Consider the following 16491-nt stretch of genomic DNA (forward strand, 5'->3'; position numbering starts at 1 on the left):
CGAACCATCTCTCAGTGTCCAGTGTGAGAACACGTCCCCCGCCCCTAGACGAGAACGACATACCTATCGGTTCCCGTACAAAGCACTCAGGCGCTCTCGACAGACCAATGTGAGAGGGGTCACCCTGTCATTCATCCACGCGGGGAGGCATGGATGGGCAGGAGCCGCAGAACACTTCCGGAGGAGTTGCTGCTGCTCGCTCTGGACCCGACCACGGGTACCACAGCGCAGCCGCAGTCACTCGACCTCGGCCTTGCCGGAGCGCAGCTAGTGGAGCTGGCTCTGGCGGGACGGATAGCCCCAGACGGGGATCGTATCGCCGTGGTGATGCCACGGCCGACAGGAGATCCGACATTGGACTCCGCACTGGAGTTGCTGCGACGCCGCGGCAGCCCGGTCCGGGCGGTCCACTGGATCGGCGGACCCCGGCTGGGTCTGCGTCAGATCTATCTCGCGCATCTGGAGCGGTGCGGCATGGTTCACGCCGTCGCCGGTCAGATGTGCGGCGTACTGCCGACAACTCGCTACCAGGCGACGGACACGGCGATCAGCCGCGACATCAGAGCCCGGCTGGACAGCGCGATCCGGACCGGCGTACCGCCGGATCCGCGGACCGCGGCCCTGGCCGCGCTGGCCCACGCGGTGGGTCTGGGCAAGCATCTCTACCCCGGTAACGAGGGTCGTTCGTCGCGGTCCCGGTTGCGGGATCTGATCCGGCACGACCCGATGGGCGGTCTCGTGGCGCATGCCGTGATGGACGTCCAGAACGGCGCGGCGGCACAACCGCGGCGCGCGCCGGGCGCGGCGGGCGGCGGTGGCCGGCAGAACGCGAGCGTCGCGATGCCGCAGCGCCGCTCCGGAATGGCCCGGGCCGTCGCGCACTGACCCGCCCGGTTCGGATCGCCTCGGGGCGGTCCGGGTCCGCGTGTGACGACCTGTCGCACGCGACCGAACGGCGCCGCGGGGCAGCCGTGAAGCACCACCAGTGGTGCCCGCGTTCAGGGCGGGTGCCCGGAGATCGCTCTTCGCCGTCCGCGCGGTGGATCAGGACACCGCGCGGCGGTACCGCGTACGCGTACGCGCCGCCGTGACGGGCTCCGCCGGATCCCGGACGACCGGTACGGGAGCCGCGCGGGGAAGCGCGGGACGCGCCGACGGCCGTCCCGTGCTTTCCGCTGCCCGGATACGGACCCCTTACGCCGCTCCGGGGCCGGGCGCTCTTTTATCGCACCGGGTATGCGTGTGGCCAATTCCCCCCGCACAACCCGTCACAGGTGGCAATCTGCTGAGCAGTAGATACGCTCGGCTACATTCAGTCGGAGGTGCTGTTCCATGGCATCCAACGTCAATCCCACCGTCAGGCGCCGCCGTTTGGGCCAGGAGTTGCGCCGGCTCCGGGAACACAGAGGTATGACGGCGGAGGAGGTGGCCGACCGTCTCCTCGTCTCGCAGTCGAAGATCAGCCGTCTGGAGAACGGCCGCCGCTCGATCAGTCAGCGCGACGTCCGGGATCTCTGCGGGGTATACGAGGTCGAGGACCACCGGGTCGTCGAATCGCTGATGCAGATGGCGAAGGACTCCCGCCAGCAGGGCTGGTGGCACGCGTTCGGCGACATCCCGTACAGCGTCTACATCGGTCTGGAGACCGATGCCGCCAATCTGCGGGTGTACGAGCCGCAGATCGTGCCGGGTCTGCTCCAGACCAGGCCGTACGCGGAGGCGGTGGTCGCGGGCGCCGCCCCGGAGAACAGTCAGGTGGAGGTCGACAAACGGGTCAACGTCCGGATGCGCCGCAAGGAAAGGGTCCGCGATACCGATCAGCCGCTGCGGCTCTGGGCGGTGATCGACGAGGCGGTGCTGCGCCGGGTGATCGGCAGTCCGCTGGTGATGCGGGAGCAGTTGGAGTATCTGATCGAGATGGGTCAGCTGCCGCATGTGACGGTGCAGGTACTGCCGTTCGACATGGGCGCGCATCCGGGGATCAACGGCCAGTACGCGATTCTGGAGTTCCCCGACGCGGCGGACTCCAGCGTCGTCTACATCGAGGGCGTCACCAGCGATCTGTATCTGGAGAAGGGGCCGGACGTCCAGAAGTACATCGTGATGTACGAGCATCTGCGGGCCCAGGCGCTGGGCGCCGAGCAGTCCCGTACGTTCATCGAGGACATGGCCAAGCAGTACGCCCGTCAGCTGTGACGGCACCCCGTTCAATGGCCGTACGGCCGCACGGCCGCATGGCCGCATGGCCGCATGGCTGTATGGCTGAATGACGGCGAGTCCATACCCGATCGGGTATGAATTGCGGCACCCGCATCGAGGGGGCGGAAAGATACCTCCCCTCACCGCATCGCGGAAGGGTCGGATGGAACATGCCATCCGACCGGGTGAATGCGTGCCCCGTGATCCTGTTCCGGCGAGTAGCGTCGAAGACGTCAACGATTCACCAATAAAGCACCAACAAACGTCAACGGAGGGCCGGGAGGCACCGCTTCCCGGACGCGTGAGGTGCTCGGTCCCTTACTTGCCGGAACTGTTGAAGCGGGAGCCAACATGGCCATCATTCAGGGCGCCACCGACACCTGGACCAAGTCGTCGTACTCCGGGGGCAACGGCGCTTGCGTCGAGGTGAAGTCCCCCGTCGTGGCGGAGATCGCCGTCCGGGACTCCAAGGTCCCGGCGGGTCCCCGGATCTCGTTCGTCCCCGACGCGTGGAATGTGTTCGTCACCGAGGTCGGCCGGGGTGCGCTGACGGCGGGCTGACCCCCGCCGCGTCCCCGGCGGCCTGTGTGCCGCCGTGCTCAAGAGCCCTCTCGACTGGTCCGCCGTCCCGGCCGAGGGGGCTCGGCCCTTTCCGCCCGCGGTACGGGCTGAGCGGTGACGGCCGGGTGGGTGAAGTCGGTGTCCGGGCCGTGGATCACCGTGATGTCCGACGGCAGGGCCGTCGGCAGCAGATCGTCCCCCTCGGGCAGGACCAGTATCCGCAGCCGGGGGAAGGCGTCGAGCCAGCGCCGGTCCAGATGGAGATAGCCCTCCCGCAGCCAGAGATGGGTCAGCTGCCCGGGGTCGAGATGCTCCACCAAGTCGTCCGGGTGATAGGGCCCGGCGATCTGGATCCGGGGCCGGCCCCCCAGCTTCCTCAGCGCCTTCAGATGGTCCACACCGCGAGCCGTGTAGTACAGCTCGTGCGGGTCGAGATGGGCGATGATCTCCCGGGCGTACCGCTCGGTGTCGAACCGGTCCCAGGACCAGGCCAGCTGCCGCCGGACCCGCCAGGACGGATGGCCCCGGTAGCGGATCAGGACCGAGAGCGCCGGATCCGTACCGATCAGGGTCGCCGTCGTCACCACATGGAGGGCCTGGTCGTCGGTGAGCCCTTCGGGGCCGGGCAGCATCCGGGGCACCAGCGGTCCCCCGGCCCCGGCGAGCATCCGGGCGAAGGCCGTACTGGACGGCGGCAGCAGCTCCGACACCAGGCTCCGCACCCGCTGGTCGACGTCCGGGGATATCTCCACGGCCTGGTCGAGACAGGAGGCGGCGAGCAGCAGCGCCCGTACCGTACGGGAGCCGACGCCCCGTTCGGCGCCGACATAGCCCAGCAGGCCCTGGACGATCCGGCGGCGCTCGGCGGGCCTGGCCAGCGCCACCGCCATCCGGACCACGTCCTCCCACTGGTCGTTGAGGGCGTTGTCCAGCAGCAGCGGGAAGTCGCCCTCGTCGACCAGGGCCTTGGCGGCGAGATAGTCCTGGAAGGTGCGGTGGACGAAGTCGAGCCGCCCGACGGCCGGTTCCCGCAGCAGCCCGGAGCGCTCGATCAGATGCCGCAGCACCCGCTCCGGGGTCTCCCGGACATGGCTCATATGGCTCAGGGTCCGCTCCAGCCGGCCCAGGGCGTCCTCCTGGGACATCTCCGAGCGGTTGTTGCGGATCATCCAGTGGGCCAGCTTCTGGAGCAGGGTGATGCTGGTGTCGGTGGAGAACCGCAGCTCGTTCTCGGTGAGTACGCCGCGCTCCACGTCGCGCCGCTCCAGCAGCATCCGCAGCGCCGCCTCGTACAGCTCCTTGCGGCCCTGGGGCAGGAAGCCGCGGCGCTCCCGGTAGAGGGCGCAGAGCAGTCCGCACATCAGCGGATTGACCGCGAGCCTGCCCAGGTCGTCATTGGTGTGAATGGCGTCGATCAGGGCGTCGGCCTGATCGCCTCCGGCACCGGCGGCGGTGTGCCAGCGGCGGACGAAGCGCTCCACCTCGGTCCGCCGCATCGCGGAGAGCGTCAGCTCGGCGAACTCTTCGCCGGTGAGCCAGCCGTCGCCGACGGACGACGGGCGGGTGGTGACCAGCCAGAGGTTCGCCGGGAACTCGGCCATCAGCTCGCGCAGCCAGCGGCGGGTGGTCTCCCGCTCCCGCCGGGGGATCTCGTCGATCCCGTCGACCAGGAGGAGCGCCCGGCCGGCCCGCAGCACCCGGTCCGCCCAGCCGGGCGGCTGGGCGCCGGCGACCGTACTGCGGACGGAGTGCAGAAAGGCGTCCGGGGTCGGGGGCTCGCCGTCGCGCATCACCCGGCGCAGCGGCAGCACGAACGGCACCCGGCCGACGAGCTGGCTCAGTTGTCCGCCCAGTTCGCCGAAGTCCTGCCGGGCGGCGGCGACGGCCAGCCACTGCACCAGGGTCGTCTTCCCGGACCCGGCCGGTCCGCGCAGCAGGACCCGGTCCCGGCCGGAGAGGGCGCGCTCGGCGGGCAGCGGCACGGGCAGGGCGTCCAGACCGGGGACGGTCGCTTCGAGGGAGACGTAGGCGGCGTCCAGCGGCCACTCGCGGGCGTGGTTGAGATCGAGGCCGTAGATCGTCAGCTCGCCGTACTTCCGCTGGATGTGGCGGGCGTACCGCTCCTCGAAGCGGGTGTCCTCGGCGAGCCGGGACGGGATCCGCTCGACCAGCAGGTCGATGGTGGCGATCAGCCGCTCCACGGCCCGCGTCTGCTCGACCAGGGTGCGGGCGACGAAACCGGAGCGGGTGGTGAAGAAGTTGACGATATGGAGGCAGGCGGTTTCGAGGAGGGGGTCGAAGTACGCCTCGGTCTCCTCCGCCATCGCCGCGGGCCGGGTCAGCCGGGCGGCCAGCCCCTCCGGGCCGAGCCGGACGGCCTGGACGTCGTCCATGTCGAGATCGCCGAGGCTGTGGAGGGCGACGGCCAGCGCCTCCACGAGCTGGACCCGGACGAAACGCGGCATCGCCTCGTGCGGGCCGCGCTCCTCGACGGCCCGGTCGACCAGGACGGTCGCCAGGGCGCGCAGATTCCGCTCGCCGAGCCCCGACTGCTCGCCGGTGAAGGAGACCAGCCGCGCCAGCCGCACCGGCTCGTCGACGAGCCCGGCCCCCGCGACACCCGGCACGAACAGCATTCTGACGAGGGGCGCGAGGACACCTGAGGCGATCCGGACGGTGACGGCTGAGGCATCCATGACGCGATGCTAGCCAACTGGCTGCGGGGCGGGCCGGGTTGTCCACAGGCCCTCGCGCGAGGGGGCGCGCCGTCCGGGACATGTCCGGGACGGCCGGGGACCGTTGAGGGGAGGCCCGGGCGCCGACCAGACTGCCGGTGGCGCCGACGGCGCCGGGGGTCCGGTGGTCCGGGGGGAACCGGACGGCGGCGGGTTCTCGCCGCCGCGCGGCCGTACACCGGGGTCCAACGGGGCTCGACGGGGCTCGACAAGGGGGAATTGTCCGTGAAGCGTCTGCTTGCCGTCGTCGCGGCGGTCGTCGCCACCGCCGGGCTGGGGCTCGCCGGTTCGACCGAGTCCGCCGCGGCGGCCGGGCCACCGCCGCAGGTGTCCGATACGTACGGTACGGCTCCGGAACGCGCCGGGACCGCGGGGGCGGTTCCGGGGCCTTGCGCGGTGCCGGGTTCCGGCCGCAACCAACCTCACGAACCGGACGGAACCCGCCCCGTTTCGGCGTGAAATCAGACAACCGGCAACTCAAACGCGCTTTCGGGCATCTTCCGTGGCGACCGACGATTGACCACGAAGGGAATCCCCGTGCGCATCATCCACCGCAGACGCACCGCGCTCGTCGTGTCCGCGGCCACTGTTCTGCTGACCACGGGCACCGTGTCGGCGCCCGTGCACGCGGCGGGTCCGCCGACCGCCGATCTCCGTGCCGACGTCGACCGCGACGGCACCGTGGACCTGACCGGAACCACCGACACGGCGGGCGAGGACAGCTGGACCACCGCGCGCGGCGCGGTCTTCCTGCCGAACCTCGACGACGACACCAAGCGCTGCCGGGCCACCAGCCCGCTCGGCCAGCCCCTCTCCGACTCCCGGCTCGCGAGCTGCAACGACGCTCAGGACGCCGTCGTCAACGGGGCCGCGGACGAGGCGGACCTGGCCCGCCTGCGTACGGTGCCGCTGCCCGAGCCGGCCTCGAACGCGACCGGCCGGGTCGAGGTGGTCTCCGGGACCTCCAAGACCCGGCTGCACATCAAGCGGAACGGCAAGTGGAGCCTCGTCCTGCCCGGACAGAAGCTCACCGCCGCCGAACTGCGGGCCGGTGTGGAACTGGGCATCGAGGGCCGCGACATCATCCGCGACCGGGCGGTCTGGGACGGCCGGGCCGTGGTCCGGCTCACCGTCACCGCCGACGGCCGTACCAGCAGCGACGACGTCACCCTCCGGGTCGCGCCGCTGCTGACGCACCACCACGCGCAGCGCGCCCAGGAAGTCCTCGTCACCAAGTCCAAGGGCACCGACCCCGGCGCCAGGGCGCAGCAGAAGTTCGTCGCCGACCTGACCGAGCACGCCAAGGCGGCCAACCTGCCCGCTCCCCGCACCTTCTCGGGCGGCGAGTTCGGCGACGTCTGGGCCCAGGACTTCTTCGAGCCCGGCTATGTCGGCATGACCGGCCCCGACGGGAAGCGCCAGACGATCCGGATCATGATCCGGTCCGTCCAGGAGTGGCGTGACGCGGGCCGGGAGGTCTTCACCAAGCTGCGCGGCCCCGGGATCGGCGGCGTCCAGCTCGCCTACGGGACCGACTCCGGCGGCACCCTGGACTCCATGGGCAACCTGGAGACCATCCCGCCGCACGCCCACAACGGGAAGTCGTACCCGGCCGGGCGGATCATCCAGGGCCAGTTCCCGGCGACCGGTGAGAAGCCCGCCAAGTCGCTGCGGAACATGCTGGCCTCGCAGGGTATGCAGGACCCGCTGCTGCTGGACACCGGCTGGCTGCACGTCGGACATGTCGACGAGTTCGTCCAGTTCCTGCCCGCCGACACGCCTCGCGGCTGGCGGATGGCGGTGGCCGACCCCGAGGGCGGTCTGAAGCTGCTGAAGGACGCGAAGGCGGCCGGTCACGGCGCCAAGCGGCTGTTCTCCCGTCCGGCGGGCGAATTCCCGGTCCCCAAGGACACCATCGACCAGACGCTGGCCTCGGCCCAGCACCGCGAGGACAACGCCCTGGCGGCGCGGAAGATCGCGGAGAACGTGGCGATCCTGAAGCGGGAGACGGGCATCACGGACGCCGAGATCGTCAAGGTCCCGGCGCTGTACAGCCGGGCGAGCAAGTGGCCCGGGGTCTCCGCGGCGGACAGCCCGCGGCTGGCCCGCACGGGCGCGCCCGACGCGTTCATGGACATCCTCGGCAAGGCGCCGAAGAAGTCCGGCACCGCGTCCGGCCGCAGCGCGGCGGCGGCTCCCGAGCCGACGAGCGCGTGGATACCCGGCGCGATCAACGGACTGCTGCTGGGCAACGACCGCTACCTGGCGCCCAAGCAGTGGGGTCCGGTCGTCGACGGTAAGGACATCTTCACGGAGGCGGTGACGGCGGCGTACGAGAAGGCGGGCATGAAGGTCTCGTACATCGACGACTACTACCCGTACCACCTGGGCAGCGGTGAGGTCCACTGCGGTACGAACACCTTCCGCGACTCGTCCGCGGCCTGGTGGCCGACGTCCTGACGGGACACCCTGCGGGGCGGTCGGGTTGATACGACCGGGGCCGCGACGCCCCTGCGGGCCGGTTCGGCCTGACGTGGTCGGGGCCACGACGCCCCTGCGGGGGCGGTCAGGCGGAGGTGGCTGGGGGCGCTGGGGGTCCCCCCATTGCCGAAGGCACAGGGAGCGGAACCGCGCGCCCAGCCTCCACCCGGCCGCAGTCCGGAAGCAACGCCGGACGGCACCACCGACCGCCGCGCACGCGCCGAGAGCATACGGCTCCCGTACGCCGCGTCCGGCCCCGGCGGCACCGCCGACCGCCCCCCTGGCCGCCTCGGAGGGGTCACGCGCGGGGGTAGCGGGTGAGCCAGGCCGGGGAGGAGGACGTGGGGCCGTGGAGTGCGGGGCCCTGCGTCATCTCCATCGCGAAGTCGTCGGCCAGTTCGAGCACCGTCGGGCGGCCCTCCAGTTCGGCGAGCCACGCCGGGGGGAGGGCCGTCTCGCCGTGCAGGGCGCCCAGGAGCGCGCCGGTGAGGGCCGCCGTCGTCGGGGACGGGCCGTCGTGGTCCGCCGCGAGGCGCAGTCCGTGCCGGATGTCCTCGGCGACCAGCGCGCAGTAGAGCGCGATCGCCAGCGCGCCGTCCGCCCGGTGGCCGTCGCCGAGCGCCGCGACCCGTTCGGGACCGGGGACGCCCTGGCGTACGGCACCCAGCGCGGCCGTCAGCGCTTCCGTGACGGGCTCGTGTCCGGGGCGGGGCGCGATCAGGGCCGCCGCTCGTTCCACCGCCGTGTCCAGGGTCTCGCCGCGCGCCAGGCCGTGCACGATCACGGCGTACGCGCCGGCCGCGAGATAGCCGACGGGGTGGCCGTGGGTCTGGGCCGCGCACTCCACGGCGAGTTGGCAGACCAGTTGCGGTTCCCACCCCACGAGCAGCCCGAACGGCGCCGAGCGGCTGAGTGCCCCGGCGTCGTCGGCCGTGGGGTTCTTGGGGGCGTCCAGTGTGCCCATGAGCTGGTCGCCGAGGCCGAGGAGGCTGGCCTTGGGCGGTTCGCGGCGGACGTAGAGCCATTCCTCGCACGCCAGCCAGCCGTTGTCCTTGCGGCGTTCGTCCGGGCCCCAGTCCCGCTGGGTGGCGGCCCAGCGGAGGTAGGCGCGGTGGACGTCGGTGGGTGGATGCCACGCGCCGGTGTCCCGGCGGACCTGGGCCCGGATCAGTCCGTCGACGGTGAAGAGGGTCAGTTGGGTCACCGCGGTGACGGCGCCCCGGCGGCCGTGCGCGGGGACCAGGTCGGTGACCCCCTCGGGGCCGTACGCGGCCCGGATCTCGTCGGTGCCGAGCCCGGCGACCCCCGCCCCGAGGGCGTCCCCGATGGCGGCGCCGAGCAGGGCGCCGCGTACCCGGGACCGGAAATCCTGCTGCTCAGCACGCCCCCAGACGCCTGTGGCCACCGCACTCACCTCGCGTCCCCTTCGACGTCGCCCTCGACCTGTCCGGATGGGGCGGGATCCGTGACGGGCCGCCCGGCGAAGCACTGTAATCGAACGAGCGGGCCGGGAGCCGCCGGGGCGTCCGCCTTTACGCCCCTGAGCCCCCGTCCGCTCCCGTGAGCCCATGGACGAGTGCGCGTGCTTCCGGTATTGCGTCGAGCGCCGGATCGGCCAGTACGGCCCGGGCCCCGGCGGTGTCCCCGAGGGCGACGAGCCGTCGTACGTCGCCGAGGGCCCCGGCCGGATCGTCCCGGTCCAGATGGAGGCGGGCCCGGCGCACGAGGCTCGCGGCTTCGGCGTGCCCGGTCGCGACGGCCCGGTCGAGATCGGCCAGCGCCGTATCCGTATCGCCCCGTTCGCGGTGGATTTCGGCGCGGAGGAGGAGGGCTCCGACGTACCGGGGGCTGATGTCGAGGGTTCGGTCGAGATCGGCCAGCGCCGCTCCGGCGTCGCCCTGTTCGTGGTGGAGCTCGGCCCGGCGCAGCAGCGCCCAGGCGTAGCCGGGGTCGAGGGTGAGGGCCCGGTCGAGGTCGGCGAGGGCCCGCGCGGCGCCGCCGAGGGCGTGGTGGGACATGGCCCGGCTGCCGTGAGCCCAGGCGTAGTCGGGGTCGAGTTCGATCGCCCGGTCGAAGTGGGTCAGGGCCTCGTCGTGGCGGCCGAGTCTGCGGAGTTGTTCGGCCCGGGCGCCGACGACCCACGGGACCCGGGGGGCGATGTCGTGGGCGGCGGTGACATCGGCGAGGGCGCCTTCGCCGTCGCCGAGGGCGTTGCGTACCTCGGCGCGCATTCGCAGCGCCCAGGTATAGCGGGGGCGGGCTGCGACGGCCCGGTCGAAGCCGGTCAGCGCCTCGTCGTGGCGGCCCAGTTTGTAGTGGGCGTAGGCGGCGCTGGCGATGGTGGGAATCGTGTCGGGGCAGCGCGCCAGGACGAGGGCGTATTCGGTGAGGGCTTCCTCGTAGCGTCCGCCGACCCGGTAGGTCTCGCCCAGTTCGTGCCGGGTGCGGGGCGAGTCGTCGCCGAGGGCGATGGCCAGCCGGTAGTCGGCCAGGGCTTCGTCGTGGTGGCCGAGTCCCCGGTGGTCGTCGGCGCGGACCAGGAGGGCACGGCGGCGGGTGGTGTCGTCGGTCTCGGCCCGGCCGAGTATCACCCCGATCAGGGGGACGGCCAGCCGGGACTCGTCCTCGACGGCGGCCAGGCAGTGCGCGCCGAGTTCGCGCAGGGCCGCGTCGTCGGTGTCGGCGCCCGCGTCGGCGACGGCCCCGGCCCAGCGGCGGGCGGAGGTGACGGACTCCCCGGCGGCGAGGACGCCGTCACGGAGGGCGGCGGGGAGTGCCGTACGCGGCCGGGCGCAGAGCCGGTGGTACGTCTCCTCGATCCGGGCGGTCCGCCAGGCGTCGACGGCCCACAGTCCTTCTTCGGGGCCGCTGTCGTGGATGTCGCGGAGGCCCTCGCGGGGGCCGCCGGGCGCTTCGCCGTCCGTCTCCTCCGCCGCCCAGGCCGCGAAGGCGTCGGCGAGCCGGGTGTGGGCGGCCCGCCAGCGCCGGGGGGAACGGGTGCGCTGGAGCCGGAGCATGGGGTCGCGGACGACGTCGTGATAGCGGGCGTGGCCGTCGCGGTGGCTGACGAAGGGCTGCCGGCCGAGCCAGTCGAAGAGCCCGGCGGCCGAGGGATCCCCGGCGGGCTCGGGCCCGCCCGGTCCGCCACCGGGGAAGGCCCCGGCGGCATCGGTGGGGTCGGCGTCCGGGCCGTCGGGGTCCCGGCCCGTGGCGACGAGCAGTATGTCCTCGTTGAGGCGGCGGGGCAGCGCGCCCCGGAGGGCGGCGCCGCGCCGGTCCGGGTCGGTCTCCCCGCGGAGGAACCGTTCGACGGCGGTGGCGCTGGGGTCGGGCAGCCCGTCGGGGCGGCCCGCGTTCTCCGCGAGCATCGAGACCAGGACGGGCAGTCCGCCGGAGAGCCGCAGCACGTCCCGTACGACGTCCTCGTCGACCACCCGCTTCGCCGTGAGCAGCAGCCTCGACTCGGCCTCGGTGAAGGGGCTGAGGGGGACGCCGGTGACGAGCCCCGCGTGGTCGGCCCAGACGGCGGGGTCGGGGGCGCGCTGGCCGGAGGTGGTGATGACGGTCCCGTCGGGCAGCGGTCCGTACCGCTCCTCGGCGACGAGCCCGCGCAGCCACGGGTCGAGGAAGGGGCCGGTGCGCTCGTAGGTGTCGAAGAAGAGGGCGATCCGGCGGCCCCGGGCGGCGACCCGGGTCAGTTCGGCGACGAGGACGGGGCTGAGGGCACCGGGCGGGTCGAGCAGCAGTTGGACGTCCTCCGGCCTGCCGAACCGGCGGCTGAGAACGGACCGCAGCTCCCCCGCGTTCGACGCGAGGCGTACGGGGTCGAGGATTCCGGCGACCGGCAGTACGGTCCCGAGGCCGACGACACCGATCTGCGCGGCGGTGACCAGCCCCGGGGACGGCTGCGGGCCGCCGGGAGCCTCGGGCGGGGCGGCGGTGCCGGGGTCGGGCTGGAGGACGGCGGCCTCGGCCTCGTACCGCCGTTGGCGGTAGGTCTCCAGCAGCCGCTCCAGGGCCTTCAGCGGGGCGCCCCGGGCGGCGAACTGAGCGCAGATCCCGGCCAGGGCCTCGGGCACCCCGGTCGCCGATTCGTCCAGGACGGCGGTGAGCGCGTCCCGTTCGCGCGCGGCTGCGGCGAACCGGCGCAGCAGGGACGACTTTCCGACCCCCGCGACGCCGTGCAGATGGAACATCGTGCGGCGGGCGCCGGATTCGGGATCGCCGTGCCACCGCTCGTCGAAGAGCCGCAGCTCCCGCTCCCGGCCCACCAGTTCCGCCGATTCCGTCCCTCCCGCCTCCTGTCCCCGCACTCGCCCGGTTCCCGTACTCCGCCGTCGCGATCCGCCGCTCATGCGCCTCAGTGTTCCAGCCGGGCCCGAGGGGCGGCAGGGGCTGTGGACAACGCCCCGGCACCCCCGGCACATCGCGTCCGGACCCTCGTCCAGGACCTCGCCCAGGACCTCGTCCAGGACGGCATCTAGGACTTGGTCAGACCTATATGGCTCCTACGGTCGTACCTGCCGCCGGGAGAGCCCGGCGGCGGCCCGGTGGACCGGACGGCGCAGGACGGCACAGGAGGAGAAGCCCATGAGCAAGGACAGCGGCACGGCGGCGGAGGCAGTCGTGGCGGCGGCCGGGGACGAGGCGGTCCGGCCGTTCCGGATCGACGTCCCGCAGGCCGATCTCGACGATCTGCGCGGCCGGCTGGCCCGGACCCGCTGGGCCGCCCGGCTGCCCGGCGAGGCGGACGGCGCCCGGGGCGTACCGGTCGATCTGCTCCAGGAGCTGGCCGGGTACTGGCGGGACGGCTACGACTGGCGTCGGCGGGAGGCCCGGCTGAACGCCTTCCCGCAGTTCATGACCGAGATCGACGGCCAGGACGTGCACTTTCTGCATATCCGGTCGCCCGAGCCGGACGCCCTGCCGCTGCTGCTGACCCACGGCTGGCCGAACTCGTTCGTGGAGTTCGCCGAGTTGATCGGCCCGCTGACCGATCCCCGGGCCCACGGCGGCGATCCGGACCGGGCCTTCCATGTCGTGGTGCCGTCCGCCCCGGGCTTCGGCTACTCCGCGCCCCCGGCCGGCACCGGATGGACCGTGGAGCGCGTCGCCGGGATGTGGGCCGGGCTGATGCGGCGGCTCGGATACGAGCGGTACGGAGTCGAGGGCGGCGACCTCGGCGCGTATATCGCCCCCCGGGTCGCCGAGGCGGATCCGGAGCGCGTCGCCGGCGTCTACGTACTCGGCGGGCTCGGCTTCCCCTCGGACGAGGACGTGCCGGGCATGACCGACCAGGAGCGGGCGGCCTATGCCGAACTGACCTCGGCGGAGTGGATGTCGGGGGTGGACCACCACGCGCTGCTGCGGGCCGCGCCGCAGACCTTCGCCTACGGCTGGCAGGACTCGCCGGTCGCGGCGCTGGCCTGGATGACGCAGAAGTTCCGGGAGTTCAACTCGTCGGGGAAGCCGCTGGAGGAAGCGATCGACCGGGACCTGTTCCTGGACAACGTCAGCCTGTACTGGTTCACGGGGACCTTCGGCTCCTCGTCCTGGCCGATGTACGACAGCGAGGGCTTCGGCTGGCCGAAGGGGCAGAAGGCGGTCCCGACCGGGGTCTACAGCGGGCTGCCGTGGACGCGCCGGTTCGCGGAGCGGGAGAGCCGGATCGTCCACTGGCCGACCGGCAACCCCGTCACGCATCACTTCATCGCCATGCAGGCCCCGGACGCCCTGGCGGCCGATCTGGGCGCGTTCTTCGCCCAGGTCCGCTGAGCCGGGGCCGGGGCGCCCCGGGTCCCGGTCTCCCGGTCCCGGCGCGCCCCGCCCCCTCAGCCGATCGCGCCGCTCAGCCCTCAGTCCTCAGCCCTCAGCCCTCAGCCGATGGCGGCTACTCCGCCGCCAGCGGCAGCAGCTTCGGCAGATGCCCGTCCGAACCCTCCGCCGTACGGATCCGCTCCTCCGGCACCTCGCCGTAGAGCGTCGTCCTCGGCTTCGCCGGGCGGCCCGCCAGCTCCGCGATGGCGACCAGGTCCTTGATCGAGCGGTACGAGCCGTAACGCGAGCCCGCCATGCGGGAAATGGTCTCCTCCATCAGAGTCCCGCCCAGGTCGTTGGCGCCGGAGCGGAGCATCTCCGCCGCGCCCTCCGCCCCCAGCTTGACCCAGCTCGTCTGGATGTTGGTGATATGCGGGTGGAGCAGCAGCCGGGCCATCGCGGTCACCGCGCGGTTGTCCCGGACCGTGGGGCCGGGGCGGGCGATCCCGGCCAGATAGACCGGCGCGTTGGTGTGGATGAACGGCAGGGTCACGAACTCGGTGAAGCCGCCGGTCTCCTGCTGGATCCGGGCCAGGGTCCGCAGATGGCCCAGCCAGTGCCGGGGCTGGTCGACATGGCCGTACATCATCGTGGACGAGGAGCGGATGCCCAGCCGGTGCGCGGTGGAGATCACCTCGATCCAGGTCGCGGCGGGCAGCTTGCCCTTGGTGAGGATCCACCGGACCTCGTCGTCGAGGATCTCCGCGGCCGTCCCCGGTACGGAGTCGAGGCCCGCCTCCTTGGCCGCCGTCAGCCAGTCCTCGATCGACATCCCGGTCCGGGAGGCGCCGTTGACGACCTCCATCGGCGAGAAGGCGTGGACATGCATCCCGGGGACGCGTTCCTTCACGGCGCGGGCGATGTCGAAATAGGCCGTGCCCGGGAGGTCGGGATGGATGCCGCCCTGCATACAGACCTCGACGGCGCCCACGTCCCACGCCTGGGCGGCCCGGTCGGCGACCTGGTCGAGGGAGAGGGTGTAGGCGTCGGCGTCCGTACGGCGCTGGGCGAAGGCGCAGAAACGGCAGCCGGTGTAGCAGACATTGGTGAAGTTGATGTTCCGGGTGACGACATAGGTGACGTCGTCGCCGACGACGGAGCGGCGCAGTTCGTCGGCGATCCGGGTCAGCGCGTCCAGCGCCGGGCCGTCCGCGTGCAGCAGGGCGAGCGCCTCGGCGTCGGTGAGCCGGGTCGGGTCGTCGGCGGCGGTCCGCAGGGCGTCCCGGACGTCGGTGTCGATCCGCTCGGGGACCATGCCGGGGGCCGCCGCCTCGCGCAGCGCCTCCCAGTCCCCGTAGACCTCGTCGAAGTCGTCGCGGCGGTCGCCGGTGCGGCCCTCGGTGTCGATGGTGCGGTGCAGGTCGGTCCGGCCGCCGGCGGTCGCCGTGAAGTTCTCGTCGGGCTCCTGCCAGGGCAGTCCGGCCGGGCGGGCGTCCGGCTTGGCCAGCCCGGTCGCCGGGTCGGCCAGGGCGTCGACATGGGGCATCAGCCGGGGGTCGAGCCAGGGCTCGCCGCGCCGGACGAACTCGGGATAGACGCAGAGGCGTTCCGCCAGCCGGAAGCCCGCGGCGGCGGACTGCTCGGCGAGGGCGTCGATCCTCGGCCAGGGCCGCTCCGGGTTCACATGGTCGATGGTGAGCGGGGAGACCCCGCCCCAGTCGTCGATCCCGGCCGCGATCAGCCGGGCGAACTCCCCGTCCACCAGGTTGGGCGGGGCCTGGAGGCAGGCGTCCGGGCCCATGATGTGCCGGGCGACGGCGACGGTGGCGACCAGCTCGTCCAGCTCCGCGTCCGGCATTCCGCGCATCGCGGTGTCCGGCTTGGCGCGGAAGTTCTGCAGGATCAGCTCCTGGATGCCGTGGTAGGCGCGGGAGATCCGGCGCAGGGCGAACAGGGACTCGGCCCGCTCCTCATAGGTCTCGCCGATCCCGATCAGCAGCCCGCTGGTGAACGGCACGGAGCTGCGGCCCGCGTCCTCCAGCACCCGCAGCCGGACGGCGGGCTCCTTGTCGGGCGAGCCGTGATGCGGGCCGCCGGGCTCGCTCCACAGCCGGGTCGCCGTCGTCTCCAGCATCATGCCCATGGAGGGGGCGACGGGCTTCAGCTTCTGGAAGTCGGTCCAGCTCATGACGCCCGGATTGAGATGGGGCAGCAGTCCCGTCTCCTCCAGGATCCGGATCGACATCGCCCGGACGTAGTCGATCGTGGAGTCGTATCCCTCGGCCTCCAGCCACTGCCGGGCCTCCGGCCAGCGGTCCTCCGGCTTGTCGCCGAGGGTGATGAGGGCTTCCTTGACCCCCAGTTCGGCGCCGCGCCGGGCGACGGCGAGCACCTCGTCCGGCGACATGAACATCCCGTGGCCGTCCCGGCGGAGCTTGCCGGGGACGGTCACGAACGTGCAGTAGTGGCACTTGTCCCGGCAGAGGCGGGTCAGGGGGATGAAGACGCTCTTGGAGTACGTGATGACCCCGGGGCGGCCCGCCGCCGCGAGGCCCGCGTCCCGGACCCGGCCCGCCGACGCGCACAGGTCGGCCAGGTCGTCGCCGCGCGCCTGGAGCAGCACCGCCGCCTCGGTGGCATCGAGCGCGACTCCGTCCCGGGCGCGCTTGAGCGCGCGGCGCATGGCGTTGGCGGTGGGCCGCCCGACCTGGTCTTCTGTCATGGTTCGAGGATACGAGCGCGGGGCGGGCTCTCCGAT

General features: G+C 72.6%; 9 protein-coding genes. 5 read left to right on the plus strand and 4 right to left on the minus strand.

Annotation, left to right across the window (positions count from 1 at the left end):
- Positions 1-153: 153 nt before the first annotated feature.
- From ABZ714_RS15010 to ABZ714_RS15020, 3 genes are all read left to right on the plus strand, one after another.
- Positions 154-885, plus strand: a complete 732-nt coding sequence (locus ABZ714_RS15010) for a GPP34 family phosphoprotein (RefSeq protein ID WP_358825630.1) — start codon at positions 154-156, stop codon at positions 883-885.
- Between the two features lie 447 nt (positions 886-1332).
- Positions 1333-2196, plus strand: coding sequence for a helix-turn-helix transcriptional regulator (locus ABZ714_RS15015; RefSeq protein ID WP_358825631.1), 864 nt, complete (start codon positions 1333-1335; stop codon positions 2194-2196).
- A gap of 354 nt (positions 2197-2550) precedes the next feature.
- Positions 2551-2760 carry a DUF397 domain-containing protein gene (locus tag ABZ714_RS15020; protein WP_358825632.1) on the plus strand — a complete coding sequence of 70 codons (210 nt, stop codon included), beginning with the start codon at positions 2551-2553 and terminating at the stop codon, positions 2758-2760.
- A gap of 38 nt (positions 2761-2798) precedes the next feature.
- Here the strand turns inward: ABZ714_RS15020 and ABZ714_RS15025 are convergent, their stop codons facing one another.
- Positions 2799-5456, minus strand: coding sequence for an NACHT domain-containing protein (locus tag ABZ714_RS15025; RefSeq protein ID WP_358825633.1), 2658 nt, complete (start codon positions 5454-5456; stop codon positions 2799-2801).
- Between the two features lie 576 nt (positions 5457-6032).
- On the opposite strand from ABZ714_RS15025, the gene ABZ714_RS15030 reads away from it, so the two are divergent.
- Complete coding sequence (locus ABZ714_RS15030) at positions 6033-7955, plus strand: protein-arginine deiminase domain-containing protein (RefSeq protein WP_358825634.1); 1923 nt, start codon at positions 6033-6035, stop codon at positions 7953-7955.
- 319 nt (positions 7956-8274) lie between these two features.
- Here ABZ714_RS15030 and ABZ714_RS15035 read toward each other — a convergent pair whose 3' ends face one another.
- The gene (locus tag ABZ714_RS15035; protein ID WP_358825635.1) at positions 8275-9390 is read right to left on the minus strand and encodes an ADP-ribosylglycohydrolase family protein; all 1116 of its coding nucleotides are present in this window, start codon (positions 9388-9390) and stop codon (positions 8275-8277) included.
- A gap of 118 nt (positions 9391-9508) precedes the next feature.
- Positions 9509-12289, minus strand: coding sequence for a tetratricopeptide repeat protein (locus tag ABZ714_RS15040; RefSeq protein WP_358825636.1), 2781 nt, complete (start codon positions 12287-12289; stop codon positions 9509-9511).
- 277 nt (positions 12290-12566) lie between these two features.
- Between ABZ714_RS15040 and ABZ714_RS15045 the strand changes: the two genes are divergently transcribed.
- Entirely contained in the window at positions 12567-13751 is a 1185-nt protein-coding gene (locus ABZ714_RS15045) for an epoxide hydrolase (protein ID WP_358825637.1), read from the plus strand.
- A 115-nt stretch (positions 13752-13866) separates the two neighbouring features.
- On the opposite strand, the gene ABZ714_RS15050 is transcribed toward ABZ714_RS15045, so the two are convergent.
- Positions 13867-16455 carry a bifunctional FO biosynthesis protein CofGH gene (locus ABZ714_RS15050; RefSeq protein ID WP_358825638.1) on the minus strand — a complete coding sequence of 863 codons (2589 nt, stop codon included), beginning with the start codon at positions 16453-16455 and terminating at the stop codon, positions 13867-13869.
- Positions 16456-16491 lie beyond the last annotated feature (36 nt).

It is taken from the genome of Streptomyces sp. NPDC006798, assembly GCF_040635975.1.
Classification (GTDB): domain Bacteria; phylum Actinomycetota; class Actinomycetes; order Streptomycetales; family Streptomycetaceae; genus Streptomyces.

What these genes read in the sequence shown, in the direction of transcription:
- ABZ714_RS15010 (WP_358825630.1), top strand. Translation starts at nt 154, where the DNA reads ATGGGCAGGAGCCGCAGAACACTTCCGGAGGAGTTGCTGCTGCTCGCT.
- ABZ714_RS15015 (WP_358825631.1), top strand. Translation starts at nt 1,333, where the DNA reads ATGGCATCCAACGTCAATCCCACCGTCAGGCGCCGCCGTTTGGGCCAG.
- ABZ714_RS15020 (WP_358825632.1), top strand. Translation starts at nt 2,551, where the DNA reads ATGGCCATCATTCAGGGCGCCACCGACACCTGGACCAAGTCGTCGTAC.
- ABZ714_RS15025 (WP_358825633.1), bottom strand. Translation starts at nt 5,456, where the DNA reads ATGGATGCCTCAGCCGTCACCGTCCGGATCGCCTCAGGTGTCCTCGCG.
- ABZ714_RS15045 (WP_358825637.1), top strand. Translation starts at nt 12,567, where the DNA reads ATGAGCAAGGACAGCGGCACGGCGGCGGAGGCAGTCGTGGCGGCGGCC.
- ABZ714_RS15050 (WP_358825638.1), bottom strand. Translation starts at nt 16,455, where the DNA reads ATGACAGAAGACCAGGTCGGGCGGCCCACCGCCAACGCCATGCGCCGC.